We start from the raw sequence: 15,938 nt of genomic DNA on the forward strand, positions 1-15,938 counted from the left end.
TGGACCACCGAACTCGGCCCAGCCCCCGCACGTCCTCGCGTCCGGACCACCGAACTGGGCCCAGCGTCAGCGCACACGAGGCCGGGCCGGTATCGCACCGGCCCGGCCTCGCGGGTCTGTCAGCCCGGCTCAGCGCACCCGCAGCACCCCGATGCTCAACGTCGGGGTGTACCCGCCGTCACCGGTGTACAGCGCCGTCACGGTGCTGGTCCGCTGCACCGCGGGGAGGGTGACCTGCGCCGACCCGTCCGCCAGCGTCACCGCCGGCAGCGCCCGCACTCCGACCAGCACCGTCACCGTGCCCCCGGCCACCGGGGCACCCTCTGGCCCGGTCACCGTGACCGTCATCGTCGGGGTGGAGCCCTTCGGCACCGTCCAACTGTCGGTGTCCAGGCTGATCCGCGGCACCACCGGGCTGACCCGGTAGCTGGTGGCACTCGACTCGGACCCGGCCACATCGGCGCTGCCGGTGTACACCGCGGTGATCCGGTGTGACCCGGCCTTGAGGTCGCGGGGGAGCGGGACGGTCACCGTGGCGGTGGTGCCCTCCCCGGCGACCAGCTCCCCGGTGGCCAACACCGTGCGACCGTCGCGGAGTTCGACGGCCCCGGTCGGCGCGGCCGAGCGTCCGGTGACGGTGACCGTCGCGGTGACCTCGTCGCCGTAGCGCCCGGAACGCTCGGACAGGCTCAGCCGGGTGGTCGAGCTACTGGCCGCCACCTCGATCCGCACCGGCGTGCTGGTCGACCCGGCGTAGGCCCCACCGTCCGGCACGAACTCGGCCACCAGGCTGTGCTGCCCGCCGCTGAGCCGGACCGCAGCGGTCGCCCTACCGTCGGCCACCGGAGCGGTGGCCAGTTCGGTGTCACCCTCCAGGAACCGGACGGTGCCGGTGGCCTCAGCGGGTGCCACGGTGGCGGTCAGTGTGATGTCCTGCCCGACCTTCGGGTGCTTCGACGCTGTCAGGCCGGTCCGGGTCTCCACCGAGGCGGGCACGGTCACGTCCACCACCTGGGCTCGGCGGGCCGGGTCGGCGTTGTGGCTGTGCAGCACCAGCAGCTGACCGTCTCCGGCGCTCGCGGAGCGGTGCACGGTGACCTGTGCCTGGTCGGCACCGACGTACCAGAGCGCGTCGGTGACCCCGGCGTCGAACCAGTACGGCGGATCGAAGGCGTTCACCGTGAACGGCTCCACCGAGTCCACCAGTCCGGAGTCGTCGGCGGCGTAATCGGAGTAGGTCCACACCTGCGCGCTCGGCGTAGCCCCGGGCTCCAGACCGAGGGCGGCGATGGACACCGGGGCGATCAGCACCGAGTTGTCGAACACCGTGGTGTCCACATCCCCGAAGAACCCGTTGACCGCCTGGATGTCCAGGGTGTCGCCGGTGGCCAGATCGATGGTCACCGCGACGGTGACATCGGTGGCCTCGGACAGCTTCTGCACCACGGTCTGGGCGTCGGCGGTGCCGTCCTGGTCGATGTCCCAGTCGATCACGGGGAGCACCGCCTGGCCGAGCGTGGCCCAGTCGCCCTCGACGGCGATGCCCACGCCCAGGTACCCGTCCGCCGGGTCGCCCCCGGCCGCGGCCTGTTGCGGTGCGGTGGAGGCCCATCCGACCCAGCGCAGATCACCGGAGGCCACCGCCGAGTCGGAGGTGACGAATCCCGGGATCTCGGCCAGTGGATCGCTGCTCGCCCCCAGCACCAGCGGCGCGGTCAGCGAGGTCCAGCCCCCGGAGTCCACACCGCGGCCGGTGAGGGTGAGCGCGGCCTCGGTGGCGCCGGCGTCGGTGAACTCCACCGCCCCGGCACTCAGTTCACTGACCAGTCGCGGCGCGGCCTGCACCGGCACCCGCAGCTCGCCGGTCACCCCACCGGTCAACACCAGCCGACCGGACAGCGACGCCACGTACTCGCGCGGCACCCCGCCCTGGGAGGTGGCCTGGGTGGGGTCGATCTCCCGCTCCAGGGTGGCCGGGTCGGCGGTCAGGGTCAGCGTGACCTCCGCCTCGCCCCCGGCCGGGACCTGCACGGTGCTGGGTGAGGTGGTGATGGTCGCCCCGCCCGTGGTGGTCGACGCCTGGAAGGCGGTGTCGTAGGAGACCGCCTGCGACCCAGTGTTCTGGAGCGTCACCGTGCGGGTCTGCGTGACCGTGGAGTCGCCGACGTCGACGATCCCGAAGGTCACCGACACCTGCTCCGGGTCGTCGGTGGCGTAGGCCAGCACCGGGTCGGTCACCGCGTTCACCGCATCCACCCGGCCGGAGCCGACCCGTTGCGGACCGTAGGCGGTGCCGCTCTGGTTCGCGCCGGTCCACACGTCGTGGGTGGCGGTGTTCATGATCGCGGCCTTCACCTGTGCCGGGCTCCACTCCGGGTGGGTGGCCCGGACCAGCGCACCGATCCCGGCCACATGAGGCGAGGCCATTGAGGTGCCGGACAGCGAGTGCGCGGCCGAACCCGTGCCGGAGGCCGCGGAGAAGATCAGCGTGCCCGGTGCGGCGACGTCTGGCTTGATGATCCCCAGCGACCCGTGCGCGCCCCGCGAGGAGCCGGGGTTGAGCGCGTCCGCGGCCTCGTCGGCCTGCACCGTGGCAGCCAGCGACGGTCCGATGTGCGCGACCACGCCACCGGCCTGAATCGCCGGGAGCAGCGCATCGGTGGAGGCGGCGGTCAGCTGCGCACCCGGCAGGGTGGCATTGCCCGCGATCCCGGCGGAGAACACGGTGTTCTCAGTGCCGATCAGCACGCCGACCGCACCGGCGGCCTGGGCGTTGTTCCATCGAGCGGCCGATCCGCAGGCCCGAGTGGCATCGTCATCGTTCCACCACAGGTAGACGATGGTGCCGGCCACCGATGGGTCCAGCGGCGAGCAGCCGTCCACCCCGTCACCGGCGTAGCTGACTGGGGCGGTGACGTCCCCTCCGGTGTAGGAGATCGAGTTCTGCGCGGAGTAGACGGACTCGCCCACCTCGACGCCGTCGTAGGTCTGCGGGCTGCCCACCGAGTTGGCCACGGTCAGTGCGGAGGCCGCGCTGCCGGGTGATCCACCCACATCGGTGATGTCCGCCGAGTTGCCTGCCGACAGCACCGCCAGAGTGCCCAGGTCGGACAGTCGGTCGATGAGCAGCGTGTCGGGGTCGTCCGACGGGGTGGCCGGGGCACCCAGCGACAGGTTCACCACGTCCAGGTGGTCGGAGAAGTCACCGTTGCCGTCCGGGTCGGCTGCCCAGTCCAGAGCGAGGGCGGTCAGGTCGGTCGAGCCGCCGATGTCACCGAAGACCTTCAGCGCGTACAGCCCGGCCTCGGGTGCGGAGCCGGGGCCGACCTCCCAGTCGGACAGGTCGGTCAGGGTCGAGTAGTCCCCGTCGAAGGTGCTGCCGTCCGCCTGCACTCCGTAGCCCGCCGCAGTCCCGGCCACGTGGGTACCGTGCCCGGAGTTGTCCGAGGTGTACAGGCTGTCGATCGGGTTCGCGTCCGGCGTCGGGGTCAGGGTGGCGCCCGGGAGCTCGGAGTTCGGGTCCGCGTCGTACAACGGCCCCGCGAAGTCGTAGCCGCCCAGGTACTTGTCGGGGTCGACCAGCTCGCTCGGGACCGGTCCGGTGCCGTCCTCGCCGTAGGCCTGCGCGTACGCGTCCTCGGTCCCGGGTCCACCGAAGTCGGCGTGCGTGTAGTCCAGTCCGGTGTCGATCACTCCGATCCGCACCCCCGCACCGGTCTGTCCGCTGTCCTGCCACACCTGGAGCGCCCGGGTGAAGGCATCGGTGCTCGAGTTGTCCGGGGTCTTGGTGGTGACCCGGTAGATCGCCACCACCTGGTCCTGCTCGGACAGCGCGCGGATCTGCGCGGCGTCGCCGGTGACCAACGTGCCGGAGACCAGGTTGGACACCGTGGCGATCCGCTGCGGGGTGGCAGTGGCCGCGCGTGCACCGGTCTGCGCCTGGGGCACCACCTCCTCGGCGACCTGCTCCACCTCGGCGGTGGCCTGCTGCACGGCGGCGGCGTTCCCGCCCGATTCCGCGACATCGAGGCCGGAGGGGGTGTCCAGCTGCACGAAGGCGGTGACCTGGCCGTCTGCCTCGGCCAGCCCGGGGGCGATGTTGCCGGACAGTGCGGCAAGCGGATCATCTGGCGCGATCGGATCACCGGCGGCGGTGCCCACCGGTGGGGTCGCGGGTACCGGCAGCGACCCGGCGGCGTGAGCCACGGTCGCTGAGGTCGCGGTGAGGGCGAACAGCGCGAGGGCCGATACGGCGGTGCGCAAGGGACGACGGGACATCGTGCTCCGTTCTCCGGCGGGAGGTCAGCGACGGCAGTCACAGTGAGCGCTGACTGTGCGTCAGAGTAGAGATGTCTGGGCGATTCGTCACTGTTCTGGCGAATTTTGGGTCACTACTGAGGCCTCGGGTGCTACTCACCGACCCGGGAGTCGGTTGCGGGGACTGCCCGTCGTCACCACTTCTTCGCGACCTGGTGACACCTGGTCCCCAGAACGGTGAGGAACGTCTGCCTAGCCTTTCTGCCGTGCCCCGCGACCTGACCGGAACGCGGCGCCTGACCCGCTCCGGCCATGACGGTGCGGACCGCGCCGACGTGACCGACCCCCAGACCACCACCACCCCGGAGCAGATGACCGACCCCCTGGCCTCCCCGCAGCAGCACCCCACCGACCAGACGCCATGCCCCACCGCCCCGCCGATGACCCGGCGTCAGCTGCGCGCGCTCGCACCCCCCGCCCCGATCACCCGCCGCGACCTGCGCGCCGCGGGCACCACCACGTTGAACCGCGCCGACCGTCGTCGCCTGCACCGCGAGCGTGGTGCCGACAGCGGTGCCGCCGCAGTCCGGGTGGCCACCAAGGTCGCGCAGGGTGCGGTCGCGGTGGGGCTGGCCTTCGGGGTGGGTGGCTTCGCTGTGGCGACCGAGCGCAGCGAGCGTCTGGCCGCCGAGGCCTCCGCCGCGCAGTCCCGTCGTCCGATGCTCAGCCCGGCTGCCCTGCGCGAGCGGCAGGAGGCAGTGGACCACGCCGCCGCCGTCGCCGCGCAGGCCGTCACTGCCCGCGAGGCGGCCCAGGCCTCCGCGGTCGCCCAGCCGCACTTCACCTCGCTGGACGAGGCCGTGGCGGAGTTGGACACCGTGCTGGCCGTGGCGCAGCAGTCCCAGCCCGCCTTCACGCAGCTCACCCCGGAGCTACCCGCGGAGGACGCCCCGGCCATCCTGATCGACCCGGAGACCACGGTCAGCGACCCGGCGGCCACCCCGACCGCCACCGCTACCGCTGAGAGCACCGCGGCGGCCGTCGCACCGGAGCCCACCGCGAGCGCCGTCGACCCCACGGCAACGACCACCTCCACCGTCGAGGACCCGGCTGCCGCGCAGCTGCGCACCGCCACCGAGCGCGTCGAGGCGCTGACCGAGCAGATGCGTCTGGTGACTCAGCTCACCGAGCAGGCCGCCGCCGACGAGGCCGCCCGGGTCGCCGCCGAGGAGGAGGCCCGCCGTCAGGCCGAGGAGGCCGCTGCTGCTGCCGCCGAGGCCGAGCGCAAGGCCGCCCAGGCCGCCTCCCTCGACGCCTATGACAACGGCCGGATCCCCGCCGACGCGCTGTGCGGACTGGACTTTGCCAGCGGCCACCAGCTGCGCTGTGACGCGGCAGAGGCGTTGGAGGCGCTGAACCAGGCCTACCGCGCGCAGTTCGGCGCGGATATCGCGATCACCGATTCCTACCGTTCCTACGCCGCTCAGGTCGCGTGTTCGGCATCCAAGGGCAGCCTGTGCGCGGTGCCCGGCACCTCCAACCACGGCAATGGGACCGCCGTCGATCTGGGCGGCGCGCTGTCCAGCTTCGGCACTGCGCAGCACGCCTGGCTGCTCGAGCGCGCGCAGGAGTTCGGCTGGGACCTGCCGTCCTGGGCGCGGGCCAACGGTTCGAAGCCCGAGCCGTGGCACTGGGAGTTCACCGCCTGACCAGCGGGTGCGCACCGCGCATCAGCGACCTAGCGTGAGCGCGGCGGTCGATCCGACCGTCGTCGTCGACCGCGAGGAGTCAGCCATGCCCACCCGTACCGCACGCACCGCCTGGAACGGTTCTCTGAACGAGGGGTCGGGCCAGGTCGAACTCACCAGCTCTGGGGTCGGCACCTATGACGTGTCCTTCCCCAAGCGTGCCGCCGACGATGCCCAGGGCACCACCAGCCCGGAGGAGCTGATCGCCGCCGCGCACACCTCCTGCTACGCCATGCAGCTGTCCGCCCTGATCGGCGAGGCGGGCGGCACCCCGGTGGCACTGCACGTGACCGCGGATGTCACCCTCGGCCCGGACCAGTCCGACGGCGGGTTCCGGATTAGCGCCATCGCCCTGACCGTCCGCGGTGAGGTCGACGGTCTGGACGAGGCCGGCTTCCTGCAGGCCGCCCAGGCCGCGAAGGCCACCTGCCCGGTCTCCAAGGCGCTGACCGGCACCGAGATCACCCTGGACGCCGCCCTCGACTGAGCCCGTCCCGTGCGGCCCGGCGGTGTTCGCGTGCTGGACGAACTCGCCCGAACCGCTGCGCCGGGTGGAACACTGACCGCCGTGTCCACCACTGACCTCGTCCACGCCCTGCGGGGGGTGATGCGCGGCACGGTGGACGCCTCCACCCGGCGTCGCGCGGAGTACAGCACCGACGCCTCCAACTACCGGGTGGTGCCCCAGGTCGTCGCATTCCCCCGGGATGTGGACGACGCTGTGGCCGCGCTGGAGACCGCCCGCAGCCTGGGCGTCCCCGTGACCTCACGTGGCGGCGGCACCTCGGTGGCGGGCAACGCGGTGGGCACTGGTCTGGTGCTCGACTGGTCGCGCCACGTCAACCGGGTGCACCAGATCGACCCGGAGGCCCGCACCGCCCGGGTCGACCCCGGCGTGGTGATGGCCATGCTCCAGAGCGAGGTGGCCCCGCACGGACTGCGTTTCGGCCCGGACCCCTCCACCCAGGCCCGGGCGACGCTCGGCGGGATGATCGGCAACAACGCCTGCGGCCCGCGTGCCGTCGCCTATGGCCGTACCGCGGACAACGTGCTGGAGCTGGACGTGGTGGACGGCCGCGGTCGGAGGTTCACCGCCGGGAAGGGCCTGGACCCGGTGCCCGGCCTGGACACCCTGGTGCGCGGCGAGCTGGAGCTGCTGCGCACTGAGGTGGGTCGGTTCGGACGCCAGGTCTCCGGCTACTCGTTGGAGCACCTGTTGCCCGAGCGCGGTGCGGATCTGGCCAAGGCCCTGGTCGGCACCGAGGGCACCGTGGTCACCCTGCTCGGTGCGACCGTCCGCCTGGTGCCGATCGCCGCCGCCCCGGTGCTGGTGGTGCTCGGCTACCCGGATATGCCCACCGCCGCGGATGCGGTCCCTGCTCTGCTCGCGCATTCACCGCTGGCCATCGAGGGGATGGATGCCCGCCTGGTCGACGTGGTCCGTCGGGTCAAGGGTGCGTCCGCCGTGCCACCGCTGCCGGAGGGGGCGGGCTGGTTGATGGTCGAGGTCGGCGGTGACGATCTGGACCAGGCGATGGCCCGCGCCACCGCCCTGGCTGCCGACTCCGGCACCCGCGCCGTCGGCGTCTTCCCGCCCGGGCCGCAGGCCGCCGCGATGTGGCGGATCCGCGAGGACGGTGCCGGACTGGGCGGTCGTACCCCCTCCGGTGCACAGGCCTGGCCCGGATTCGAGGACTCCGCGGTGCCACCCGAGCGACTGGGTGCCTACCTGCGCGAACTCGAGGCGCTGATGACCCAGCACCAGGTCGACGGGCTCGCCTACGGGCACTTCGGCGACGGCTGCCTCCACCTGCGGCTCGACGTGCCGATGGAGCGCTCGGGCGATCCGCTGCGGGCGTTCATGACCGACGCCGCCCACCTGGTCGCGGCCCACGGCGGCTCGCTGTCCGGCGAGCACGGTGATGGCCGGGCCCGCTCCGAGCTGCTGCCGGTGATGTACTCCGAGCGCGCGATCCGGGTCTTCGAGGCCTTCAAGGACCTGCTCGACCCGGATGACCTGCTCAACCCCGGCGTCCTGGTGCGCCCGCGTCCGCTGGATGCCGACCTGCGCCGCCCGCACGCCCACCGGTTGCCCGCCGCCACCGGCTTCGCCTTCGACCGTGACGACGGCGACTTCACCACCGCCGTGCACCGCTGTGTGGGGGTCGGCAAATGCCGTGCCGATTCGACCGCCACCGGTGGGTTCATGTGCCCGTCCTACCTGGCCACCCGGGATGAGAAGGACTCCACCCGAGGCCGTGCCCGGGTGTTGCAGGAGATGGCCAACGGGTCGCTGGTCTCCCGCGGCTGGTCCTCGCCGGAGGTGCACGAGGCACTGGACCTGTGCCTGTCCTGCAAGGCCTGCTCCTCGGACTGCCCGGCCGGGGTCGACATGGCCCAGTACAAGGCCGAGGTGCTGCACCGGACCTACGCCAAGAAGCTGCGACCGATCAACCATTACGTCCTCGGGTGGCTGCCTCGCTGGGCCCGATTGATCACCGGCATCCCCGGCCTGGCCCGACTGACCAACGCCGCCCTCGGCATCCGCCCGCTGGCCAAGGCCGTGCTCCGGGTCGGCGGCATGGACGCGCGCCGGACGATGGTCTCCTTCGCCCCGACCCCGTTCCGTACCGCCGTCCGCCGCGGTCAGCACGACGTCACGCGCGGCGAGGCACCCGAGGCGACCACCACCACCGACGGCCCCCGCCCCATCGGCCTGTCCACCCGTCCCCGGGTGCTGCTGTGGACCGACTCCTTCAGTGACTCCCTGGCCCCGAGTGTCCCCACCGCCGCGGTGAAGGTGCTACGCGCCGCCGGGTACGAGGTGCTGGTCCCGGACCACGACGCCTGCTGCGGTCTGACCTGGATCTCCACCGGCCAGCTCGACGGTGCCCGTGACCGCCTGCGCCACCTGCTCGACGTGCTCGGCCCCTACGCGGTCAACGGCATCCCCATCGTTGGCCTGGAACCGTCCTGCACCGCCGTGCTGCGCTCCGACCTGCTCGACCTACTGCCCGAGGATCCTCGTGCCGTCGCCGTCTCCCGTGCCACCCACACCCTGGCCGAGCTGTTGACCGCCCCCGCCCCGATCGGCCCCGGTGACCGCTGGCAGCTGCCCGACCTGTCCGGGGTCACCGCTGTGGTCCAGCCGCACTGCCACCACCACGCGGTGATGACCTACACCGCCGACCGTGGCCTGCTGACCGACGCGGGTGCGCAGTTCTCCACCCTGGCCGGATGCTGCGGTCTGGCCGGGAACTTCGGGATGGAGAAGGGCCACTACGACGTGTCGGTGCAGGTCGCCGAACACGGTCTGCTGCCTGCCCTGCGCGAGGCCGCCCCCGGCGACGTCTACCTGGCGGACGGCTTCTCCTGCCGGACTCAGGCCGAGCAGCTCGCCGATGTGCGCGGGGTCCACCTGGCCGAGCTGCTCGCGGACCACCTCACGGTCGGGGCGTGACACCCTGGGGTCATGACGGCGAGCGGTGCGGGTGACCTGACGGTCCGCCTGTTCCGCGACGACGATGCCGTGCCGCTGACCGCGATGCTGCACCGTGCCTACGCCGACCTGGCTGCCACCGGGCTGAACTACACCGCCGCCACCCAGGACGTCATGACCACCCGGCACCGCGCGGACGGCGGGCGCTGCTGGGTGGTGGAGGACGACGGTGCGCTGGTGGCGACCCTCACCGTCTCCGTCCCGCCTGGCCGGGGGATCCGTGCCTTGACCCCGGTGGCCCGCGAACCTCGCCGCGCCTGGCTCAACCAGCTGGCCGTCGCTCCGGAACACCGCGGCCAGGGCCTGGCCCGCTCACTGTGGTCCGGCGCACTGGCCTGGGCGCGGGACGAGCAGATCACCGCCATCGGTGCGGATACGGCACTCAGCGCGGACCGGCTGGTCGGCATGTACGGCCGCTGGGGCTTCGAGCACGTCGACACGGTGCACTGGGCGGGCAAGACCTATGACTCCGCGGTCCTGCTGCATCAGCTGATTTGAGTCCGGCGCTGACTTCCGCGTAGACTTCACGCGCCCAAGACCGCAGGTCGCTGGTCCCCGCTCGTCGGAGACCGCCCGAAGTCCCGCTCCGGCGGAGGCCCGCGCAGGTGAGGAATCGATGGTCGCACGTTTCGGCGTGCGGGATGCGAGCCCCGACCTGCGTCGGGGCTCTTCTCATGTGCGGGGTCGATGGGGACCTGCGGCACCACCATCGGAAGGATTGCCACATGGCGAGGCCGGACAAGGCAGCCGCTGTCGCAGAGCTCACGGAGCAGTTCCGTGACGCGAACGCGGCCGTGCTGACCGAGTACCGCGGGCTCTCCGTCGCCCAGCTCAAGGAGCTGCGGCGGTCGCTCAGCGGCAACGCAACCTACGCCGTGGTGAAGAACACGCTGACCGCGATCGCGGCCAAGGATGCCGGTATCGAGGGAATTGTCGACGGTCTCAAGGGCCCGTCCGCCATCGCCTTCGTCTCCGGTGACCCGGTCGAGGCCGCTAAGGGTCTGCGTGACTTCTCCAAGGCGAACCCCGCGCTGGTCATCAAGGGCGGTGTCCTCGATGGACGCGCCCTGACCGCCGAGGAGATCACCAAGCTCGCGGACCTCGAGTCCCGCGAGGTCCTGCTGGCCAAGGCGGCCGGTGCCATGAAGGCGAAGCTGTTCCAGGCTGCCTACATGTTCACCGCCCCCGCCTCCAAGGCCGTGCGCACGGTCGACGCTCTCCGCGCCAAGCAGGAGACCGCCGACACCGCTGCCTGAGCCACCAGGGCTTCGGCGCATCACCACACTCTCTCGCCGGTCGGCGTGACCGACGGGAACCGAACGGAAGGAACCGCCATCATGGCGAAGCTCAGCACCGAGGAGCTCATCGAGCAGTTCAAGGGTCTGTCCCTGATCGAGCTCTCCGACTTCGTGAAGGCCTTCGAGGAGGTCTTCGACGTGACCGCTGCCGCTCCGGCTGCTGTCGCCGTGGCCGCTCCGGCCGGTGGCGCTGCTGGTGGCGACGCCGCCGCTGCCGAGGAGAAGGACGAGTTCGACGTCATCCTCGAGTCGGCCGGCTCCGGCAAGATCGCCGTCATCAAGGAGGTGCGCGGTCTGACCTCCCTCGGTCTGAAGGAGGCCAAGGACCTCGTCGACGGCGCTCCCAAGCCGGTCCTGGAGGGCGTGAACAAGGAGACCGCGGACAAGGCCAAGGCTGCCCTGGAGGGCGCCGGCGCCACCGTCACCCTCAAGTGACCCGCGCCCGGGTCACCCGCTGATCCGGAGCTCTACGCACGAGGCCCGTCCCGCACTGCGCGGGGCGGGCCTCGTCGTATGTCGAGCCGCGACGCCGAGGCTGCGCGAACCCTGCCGGAACGTGCCCCGTCCACCGTGCCTGCCTGGGTCGAGGAGTCCACCGCGGACCGCGCCGTGATCGCGTTGCGGAACAACGGCGCGATCGTCAGTCGTCGCGCCGCCTGATCGCTGCTCAGCCGAGCTGCGTGGCCATCTCCGCGTAGAGCCCCAGCAGTTCGGTCAGCGGCACCGGCTTGCGGGATGCCGCGGCGATGTCCTTGCCCTCGGCGGTGAACGGCGGCGGCCACAGCGACAGTCCCTGGTCCAGCGACAACGCCGCCACCTCGTCCTGCCACCCGGGCCACCGCAGTTCCTCGAAGCCCGCCCCCAGCGCCCCGGTCAGCACCGCCTGGACGAAGGCACCGTGCCCGCCGCCCAGCCCGCCCCAGCGCAGCGAGTCCGGGCCGAAGTAACAGACCTCGCCCGGTGCCACCCCCAGCCCGCCGCCATCCACCGCGAACGTCCCGCCCAGCGCGTCGTACCCGACCACGACGGCACCGGGCAGGTGCTCCGCGCTGGCGGTCATCAGATCCGGCAGCTCCGCCGTCCCGCCGCCGAGCAGCCGGAACCAGCCCGAATCCACCACGATCCCACCGCAGTGCAGCGCCAGCGCCCCGAGAGGTGACCGGGTGCTGACCCGCAGCCCGCCCAGCGTCCGAGCGGCGCGCTCCGGGTCGGCGGGCATCACGGTGATCGACACGGGGGAGTCGGCCCGCCACTCCTCGATCAGCGCCCAGGCGTCATCGGGATCGATCAGGTGCTGGATGTCGGGGGTGGGCTCCGTCATCCCGCGAGACTATCGGGCGGGTCACGTCGCCCGGCGCGCCGAGGTGACAGCTCTCGCGGGCCGTGTCTATCCTGCCCTGGACTTCCGGTCTGGCGTCGGCTACGCTAGCGCTTTGCGCTGGCCTGTGCCCGCGACACCAGATAACCCGGACCCACCGACATCGTCATGATCCGATGCACGGGGCTTCGAGGCGGGGTGTCGAGGAACGCCGGGTCAGCCGCAGGGAACTCGATCTGCTGGGAAGGACCCCTCTTGGCTGCCTCGCGCACCCCTACTTCCATCTCCGAAGCCATCGCGAACCGTACGGCGTCCCGCCGTCTCTCCTTCGCCCGGATCGACGAGCCGCTGGAGGTCCCCAACCTCCTCGGCCTGCAGACCGAGAGCTTCGACTGGCTGCTCGGCAACGAGCGGTGGCAGGCGCGGGTCGCCGCTGCCCTCGAGGCCGGACGTCAGGACGTCCCGGAGACCGCCGGTCTGGAGGAGATCTTCGAGGAGATCTCCCCGATCGAGGACTTCGGCGGGACCATGTCGCTGTCCTTCCGTGAGCACCGCTTCGAGCCGCCGAAGTACACGGCCGAAGAGTGCAAGGAGAAGGACTTCACCTACGCCGCGCCGCTGTTCGTCACCGCGGAGTTCGTGAACTACACCACCGGTGAGATCAAGTCGCAGACCGTCTTCATGGGTGACTTCCCGCTCATGAGCGACCGCGGCACGTTCATCATCAACGGCACCGAGCGTGTCGTGGTGTCCCAGCTGGTCCGCTCCCCGGGTGTCTACTTCGAGCGGACGCCGGACAAGACCTCCGACAAGGACATCTTCTCGGTCAAGGTCATCCCGAGCCGTGGGGCCTGGCTGGAGTTCGAGATCGACAAGCGCGACAACGTCGGCGTCCGCGTCGACCGCAAGCGCAAGCAGAACGCCACCGTGCTGCTCAAGGCCCTCGGTATGACCGAGTCGGAGATCCGCGAGGAGTTTGCGCAGTTCCCGGCCGTCATCGACACCCTGGAGAAGGACCACGTCCAGACCCAGGACGAGGCGCTGCTCGACCTGTACCGCAAGATCCGCCCGGGCGAGCCGCCCACGGTGGAGGCCGGCCGCGCGCTGATCGAGAACTTCTACTTCAACCCCAAGCGCTACGACCTGGCGAAGGTCGGCCGCTACAAGCTGAACAAGAAGCTCGGCATCGACGTCCCGCTGGCGGACTCGGTGCTGTCCAAGGACGACATCGTCGCCGCGATCAAGTACATGGCCGCGCTGCACGCCGACGTCGCCACCCTGCCGGGTGTGCGCAACGGTGAGCAGGTCGAGATCCGTGTCGAGACCGACGACATCGACCACTTCGGCAACCGTCGCATCCGTGCGGTGGGCGAGCTGATCCAGAACCAGGTCCGCACCGGCCTGTCCCGGATGGAGCGTGTGGTCCGCGAGCGGATGACCACCCAGGACGTCGAGGCGATCACGCCGCAGACCCTGATCAACATCCGCCCGGTCGTCGCCTCCATCAAGGAGTTCTTCGGCACCTCGCAGCTGTCGCAGTTCATGGACCAGAACAACCCGCTGGCCGGGCTGACGCACAAGCGGCGTCTGTCCGCGCTGGGCCCGGGTGGTCTGTCCCGTGACCGCGCCGGCATGGAGGTCCGTGACGTCCACCCGTCGCACTACGGCCGCATGTGCCCGATCGAGACCCCTGAGGGTCCGAACATCGGTCTGATCGGCTCGCTGGCGACCTTCGCCCGGATCAACCCCTTCGGCTTTGTCGAGACCCCGTACCGCAAGGTCGAGCACGGTCAGATCACCGACGAGGTGCACTACCTGACCGCCGACGACGAGGACCGCTTCGTCATCGCCCAGGCCAACGCGACCATCGACGCGAACGGCAAGTTCGTGGACGAGACCGTGCTGGTCCGGGTCAAGGGTGGCGACACCGAGGATGTCCCGGCCGACATCGTCGACTACATCGATGTGTCCCCGCGGCAGATGGTGTCCGTCGGCACCGCGCTGATCCCGTTCCTGGAGCACGACGACGCGAACCGCGCGCTCATGGGCGCGAACATGCAGCGCCAGGCCGTGCCGCTGGTCCGCTCCGAGGCACCGCTGGTCGGTACCGGCATGGAGTGGCGTGCCGCCGTCGACGCCGGTGACGTCATCGTGGCGACCAAGCCCGGTGTGGTCACCGAGGTCTCCGCGGACCTGATCACCGTCGCCAACGACGACGCCACCACCAGCACCTACCGCGTGGCGAAGTTCCGCCGCTCGAACCAGGGCACCTCCTACAACCAGCGTGTGCTGGTTGACCAGGGTGCGCGGGTCGAGGTCGGCTCGGTGCTGGCGGACGGTCCGGCCACCGACGAGGGCGAGCTCGCCCTGGGCCGCAACCTGCTGGTCGCGTTCATGTCCTGGGAGGGCCACAACTACGAGGACGCGATCATCCTGTCGCAGCGCCTCGTGCAGGACGACGTGCTGTCCTCGATCCACATCGAGGAGCACGAGGTCGACGCCCGGGACACCAAGCTCGGCCCGGAGGAGATCACTCGGGACATCCCGAACGTCTCCGAGGACGTGCTGGCCGACCTGGACGAGCGCGGCATCATCCGGATCGGTGCCGAGGTCTCCGCCGGTGACGTGCTGGTCGGCAAGGTCACCCCGAAGGGTGAGACCGAGCTGACCCCGGAGGAGCGCCTGCTCCGCGCGATCTTCGGTGAGAAGGCCCGCGAGGTCCGTGACACCTCCCTCAAGGTGCCGCACGGCGAGTCCGGCACCGTGATCGAGGTCCGCACCTTCAACCGCGAGGACGGCGACGAGCTGCCCGCCGGTGTGAACGAGCTGGTCCGGGTGTACATCGCCCAGCGCCGCAAGATCACCGACGGTGACAAGCTGGCCGGCCGTCACGGCAACAAGGGCGTCATCTCCAAGATCCTGCCGGTCGAGGACATGCCCTTCCTGCCCGACGGCACCCCGGTCGACATCATCCTGAACCCGATGGGTGTGCCCGGACGTATGAACGTCGGCCAGGTGCTGGAGGTCCACCTCGGGTGGATCGCCAAGCAGGGCTGGGATGTGAAGCTGGCCGAGGGTGACCTCGAGTGGATCAAGCAGGTCCCGGAGATCGCCAAGTCCTCCACCCCGGGCAACCCGGTCGCCACGCCGGTGTTCGACGGTGTGCCGGAGGAGACCCTCACCGGTCTGCTCGGCTCCACCCTGCCGAACCGTGACGGCGAGCGGATGGTCGGCGCGAACGGCAAGGCCCGGCTCTTCGACGGTCGCTCCGGCGAGCCGTTCCCGGAGCCGGTGTCGGTCGGCTACATGTACATCCTGAAGCTGCACCACCTGGTGGACGACAAGATTCACGCGCGTTCCACCGGTCCGTACTCGATGATCACGCAGCAGCCGCTGGGTGGTAAGGCGCAGTTCGGTGGCCAGCGCTTCGGTGAAATGGAGGTGTGGGCCCTGGAGGCGTACGGCGCTGCGTACACCCTGCAGGAGCTGCTCACCATCAAGTCGGACGACATCCCCGGCCGCGTCAAGGTGTACGAGGCGATCGTCAAGGGCGAGAACATCCCCGACTCGGGTATCCCGGAGTCGTTCAAGGTGCTGCTGAAGGAGATGCAGTCCCTGTGCCTGAACGTCGAGGTGCTGTCCAGCGACGGCGTCTCGATCGACATGCGCGAGAACGACGACGAGGTCTACCGGGCCGCTGAGGAGCTGGGCATCGACCTGTCCCGCCGCCCGAACGCCGCGAGCTCCGTCGACGAGATCTGACGCCGAGCACCGACGGGCCGGACCGCAGCAGGTCCGGCCCGTCGGGAGCCGACACA

Annotated in this window: 10 protein-coding genes; 8 read left to right on the top strand and 2 right to left on the bottom strand. The window is 70.9% G+C overall.

Going from position 1 to position 15,938, the window contains the following annotated elements:
- Nucleotides 1-129: 129 nt before the first annotated feature.
- Nucleotides 130-4,278 (bottom strand): S8 family serine peptidase, encoded by a 4,149-nt coding sequence (locus AB0N78_RS04445; protein ID WP_363386339.1) that lies wholly within the window; start codon nt 4,276-4,278, stop codon nt 130-132.
- Nucleotides 4,279-4,523: 245 nt separating this feature from the next.
- Between AB0N78_RS04445 and AB0N78_RS04450 the strand changes: the two genes are divergently transcribed.
- From AB0N78_RS04450 to AB0N78_RS04480, 7 genes are all read left to right on the top strand, one after another.
- A complete protein-coding gene (locus tag AB0N78_RS04450; protein WP_363386341.1) occupies nt 4,524-5,966 on the top strand; it encodes a M15 family metallopeptidase in 1,443 nt (480 codons plus the stop codon).
- Nucleotides 5,967-6,051: 85 nt separating this feature from the next.
- Nucleotides 6,052-6,492: an OsmC family peroxiredoxin gene (locus AB0N78_RS04455; protein ID WP_363386343.1), complete on the top strand. Its 441-nt coding sequence runs from the start codon at nt 6,052-6,054 to the stop codon at nt 6,490-6,492.
- 120 nt (nt 6,493-6,612) lie between these two features.
- Nucleotides 6,613-9,465 carry an FAD-binding and (Fe-S)-binding domain-containing protein gene (locus AB0N78_RS04460; RefSeq protein WP_363388200.1) on the top strand — a complete coding sequence of 951 codons (2,853 nt, stop codon included), beginning with the start codon at nt 6,613-6,615 and terminating at the stop codon, nt 9,463-9,465.
- 12 nt (nt 9,466-9,477) lie between these two features.
- The gene (locus AB0N78_RS04465; RefSeq protein ID WP_363386345.1) at nt 9,478-10,002 is read left to right on the top strand and encodes a GNAT family N-acetyltransferase; all 525 of its coding nucleotides are present in this window, start codon (nt 9,478-9,480) and stop codon (nt 10,000-10,002) included.
- Nucleotides 10,003-10,229: 227 nt separating this feature from the next.
- The gene (rplJ, locus tag AB0N78_RS04470; protein WP_363386347.1) at nt 10,230-10,760 is read left to right on the top strand and encodes a 50S ribosomal protein L10; all 531 of its coding nucleotides are present in this window, start codon (nt 10,230-10,232) and stop codon (nt 10,758-10,760) included.
- An 81-nt stretch (nt 10,761-10,841) separates the two neighbouring features.
- On the top strand, nt 10,842-11,237 hold the full coding sequence (rplL, locus tag AB0N78_RS04475; RefSeq protein WP_363386349.1) for a 50S ribosomal protein L7/L12: 396 nt from the start codon (nt 10,842-10,844) through the stop codon (nt 11,235-11,237).
- Between the two features lie 78 nt (nt 11,238-11,315).
- Nucleotides 11,316-11,462: a hypothetical protein gene (locus tag AB0N78_RS04480; protein WP_363386351.1), complete on the top strand. Its 147-nt coding sequence runs from the start codon at nt 11,316-11,318 to the stop codon at nt 11,460-11,462.
- Between the two features lie 7 nt (nt 11,463-11,469).
- Here AB0N78_RS04480 and AB0N78_RS04485 read toward each other — a convergent pair whose 3' ends face one another.
- Entirely contained in the window at nt 11,470-12,123 is a 654-nt protein-coding gene (locus tag AB0N78_RS04485; protein ID WP_363386353.1) for a DUF2625 family protein, read from the bottom strand.
- Between the two features lie 252 nt (nt 12,124-12,375).
- Here AB0N78_RS04485 and rpoB point away from each other — a divergent pair, with 252 nt between their 5' ends.
- The gene (rpoB, locus tag AB0N78_RS04490) at nt 12,376-15,882 is read left to right on the top strand and encodes a DNA-directed RNA polymerase subunit beta (protein WP_363386355.1); all 3,507 of its coding nucleotides are present in this window, start codon (nt 12,376-12,378) and stop codon (nt 15,880-15,882) included.
- Nucleotides 15,883-15,938: the final 56 nt, after the last annotated feature.

Origin of the sequence: Cellulomonas sp. NPDC089187 (genome assembly GCF_040685135.1) — a bacterium.
Lineage (GTDB): Bacteria > Actinomycetota > Actinomycetes > Actinomycetales > Cellulomonadaceae > Cellulomonas.

What these genes read in the sequence shown, in the direction of transcription:
- AB0N78_RS04445 (WP_363386339.1), bottom strand. Translation starts at nt 4,278, where the DNA reads ATGTCCCGTCGTCCCTTGCGCACCGCCGTATCGGCCCTCGCGCTGTTC.
- AB0N78_RS04455 (WP_363386343.1), top strand. Translation starts at nt 6,052, where the DNA reads ATGCCCACCCGTACCGCACGCACCGCCTGGAACGGTTCTCTGAACGAG.
- AB0N78_RS04460 (WP_363388200.1), top strand. Translation starts at nt 6,613, where the DNA reads ATGCGCGGCACGGTGGACGCCTCCACCCGGCGTCGCGCGGAGTACAGC.
- AB0N78_RS04465 (WP_363386345.1), top strand. Translation starts at nt 9,478, where the DNA reads ATGACGGCGAGCGGTGCGGGTGACCTGACGGTCCGCCTGTTCCGCGAC.
- rplJ (WP_363386347.1), top strand. Translation starts at nt 10,230, where the DNA reads ATGGCGAGGCCGGACAAGGCAGCCGCTGTCGCAGAGCTCACGGAGCAG.
- rplL (WP_363386349.1), top strand. Translation starts at nt 10,842, where the DNA reads ATGGCGAAGCTCAGCACCGAGGAGCTCATCGAGCAGTTCAAGGGTCTG.
- AB0N78_RS04480 (WP_363386351.1), top strand. Translation starts at nt 11,316, where the DNA reads ATGTCGAGCCGCGACGCCGAGGCTGCGCGAACCCTGCCGGAACGTGCC.
- AB0N78_RS04485 (WP_363386353.1), bottom strand. Translation starts at nt 12,123, where the DNA reads ATGACGGAGCCCACCCCCGACATCCAGCACCTGATCGATCCCGATGAC.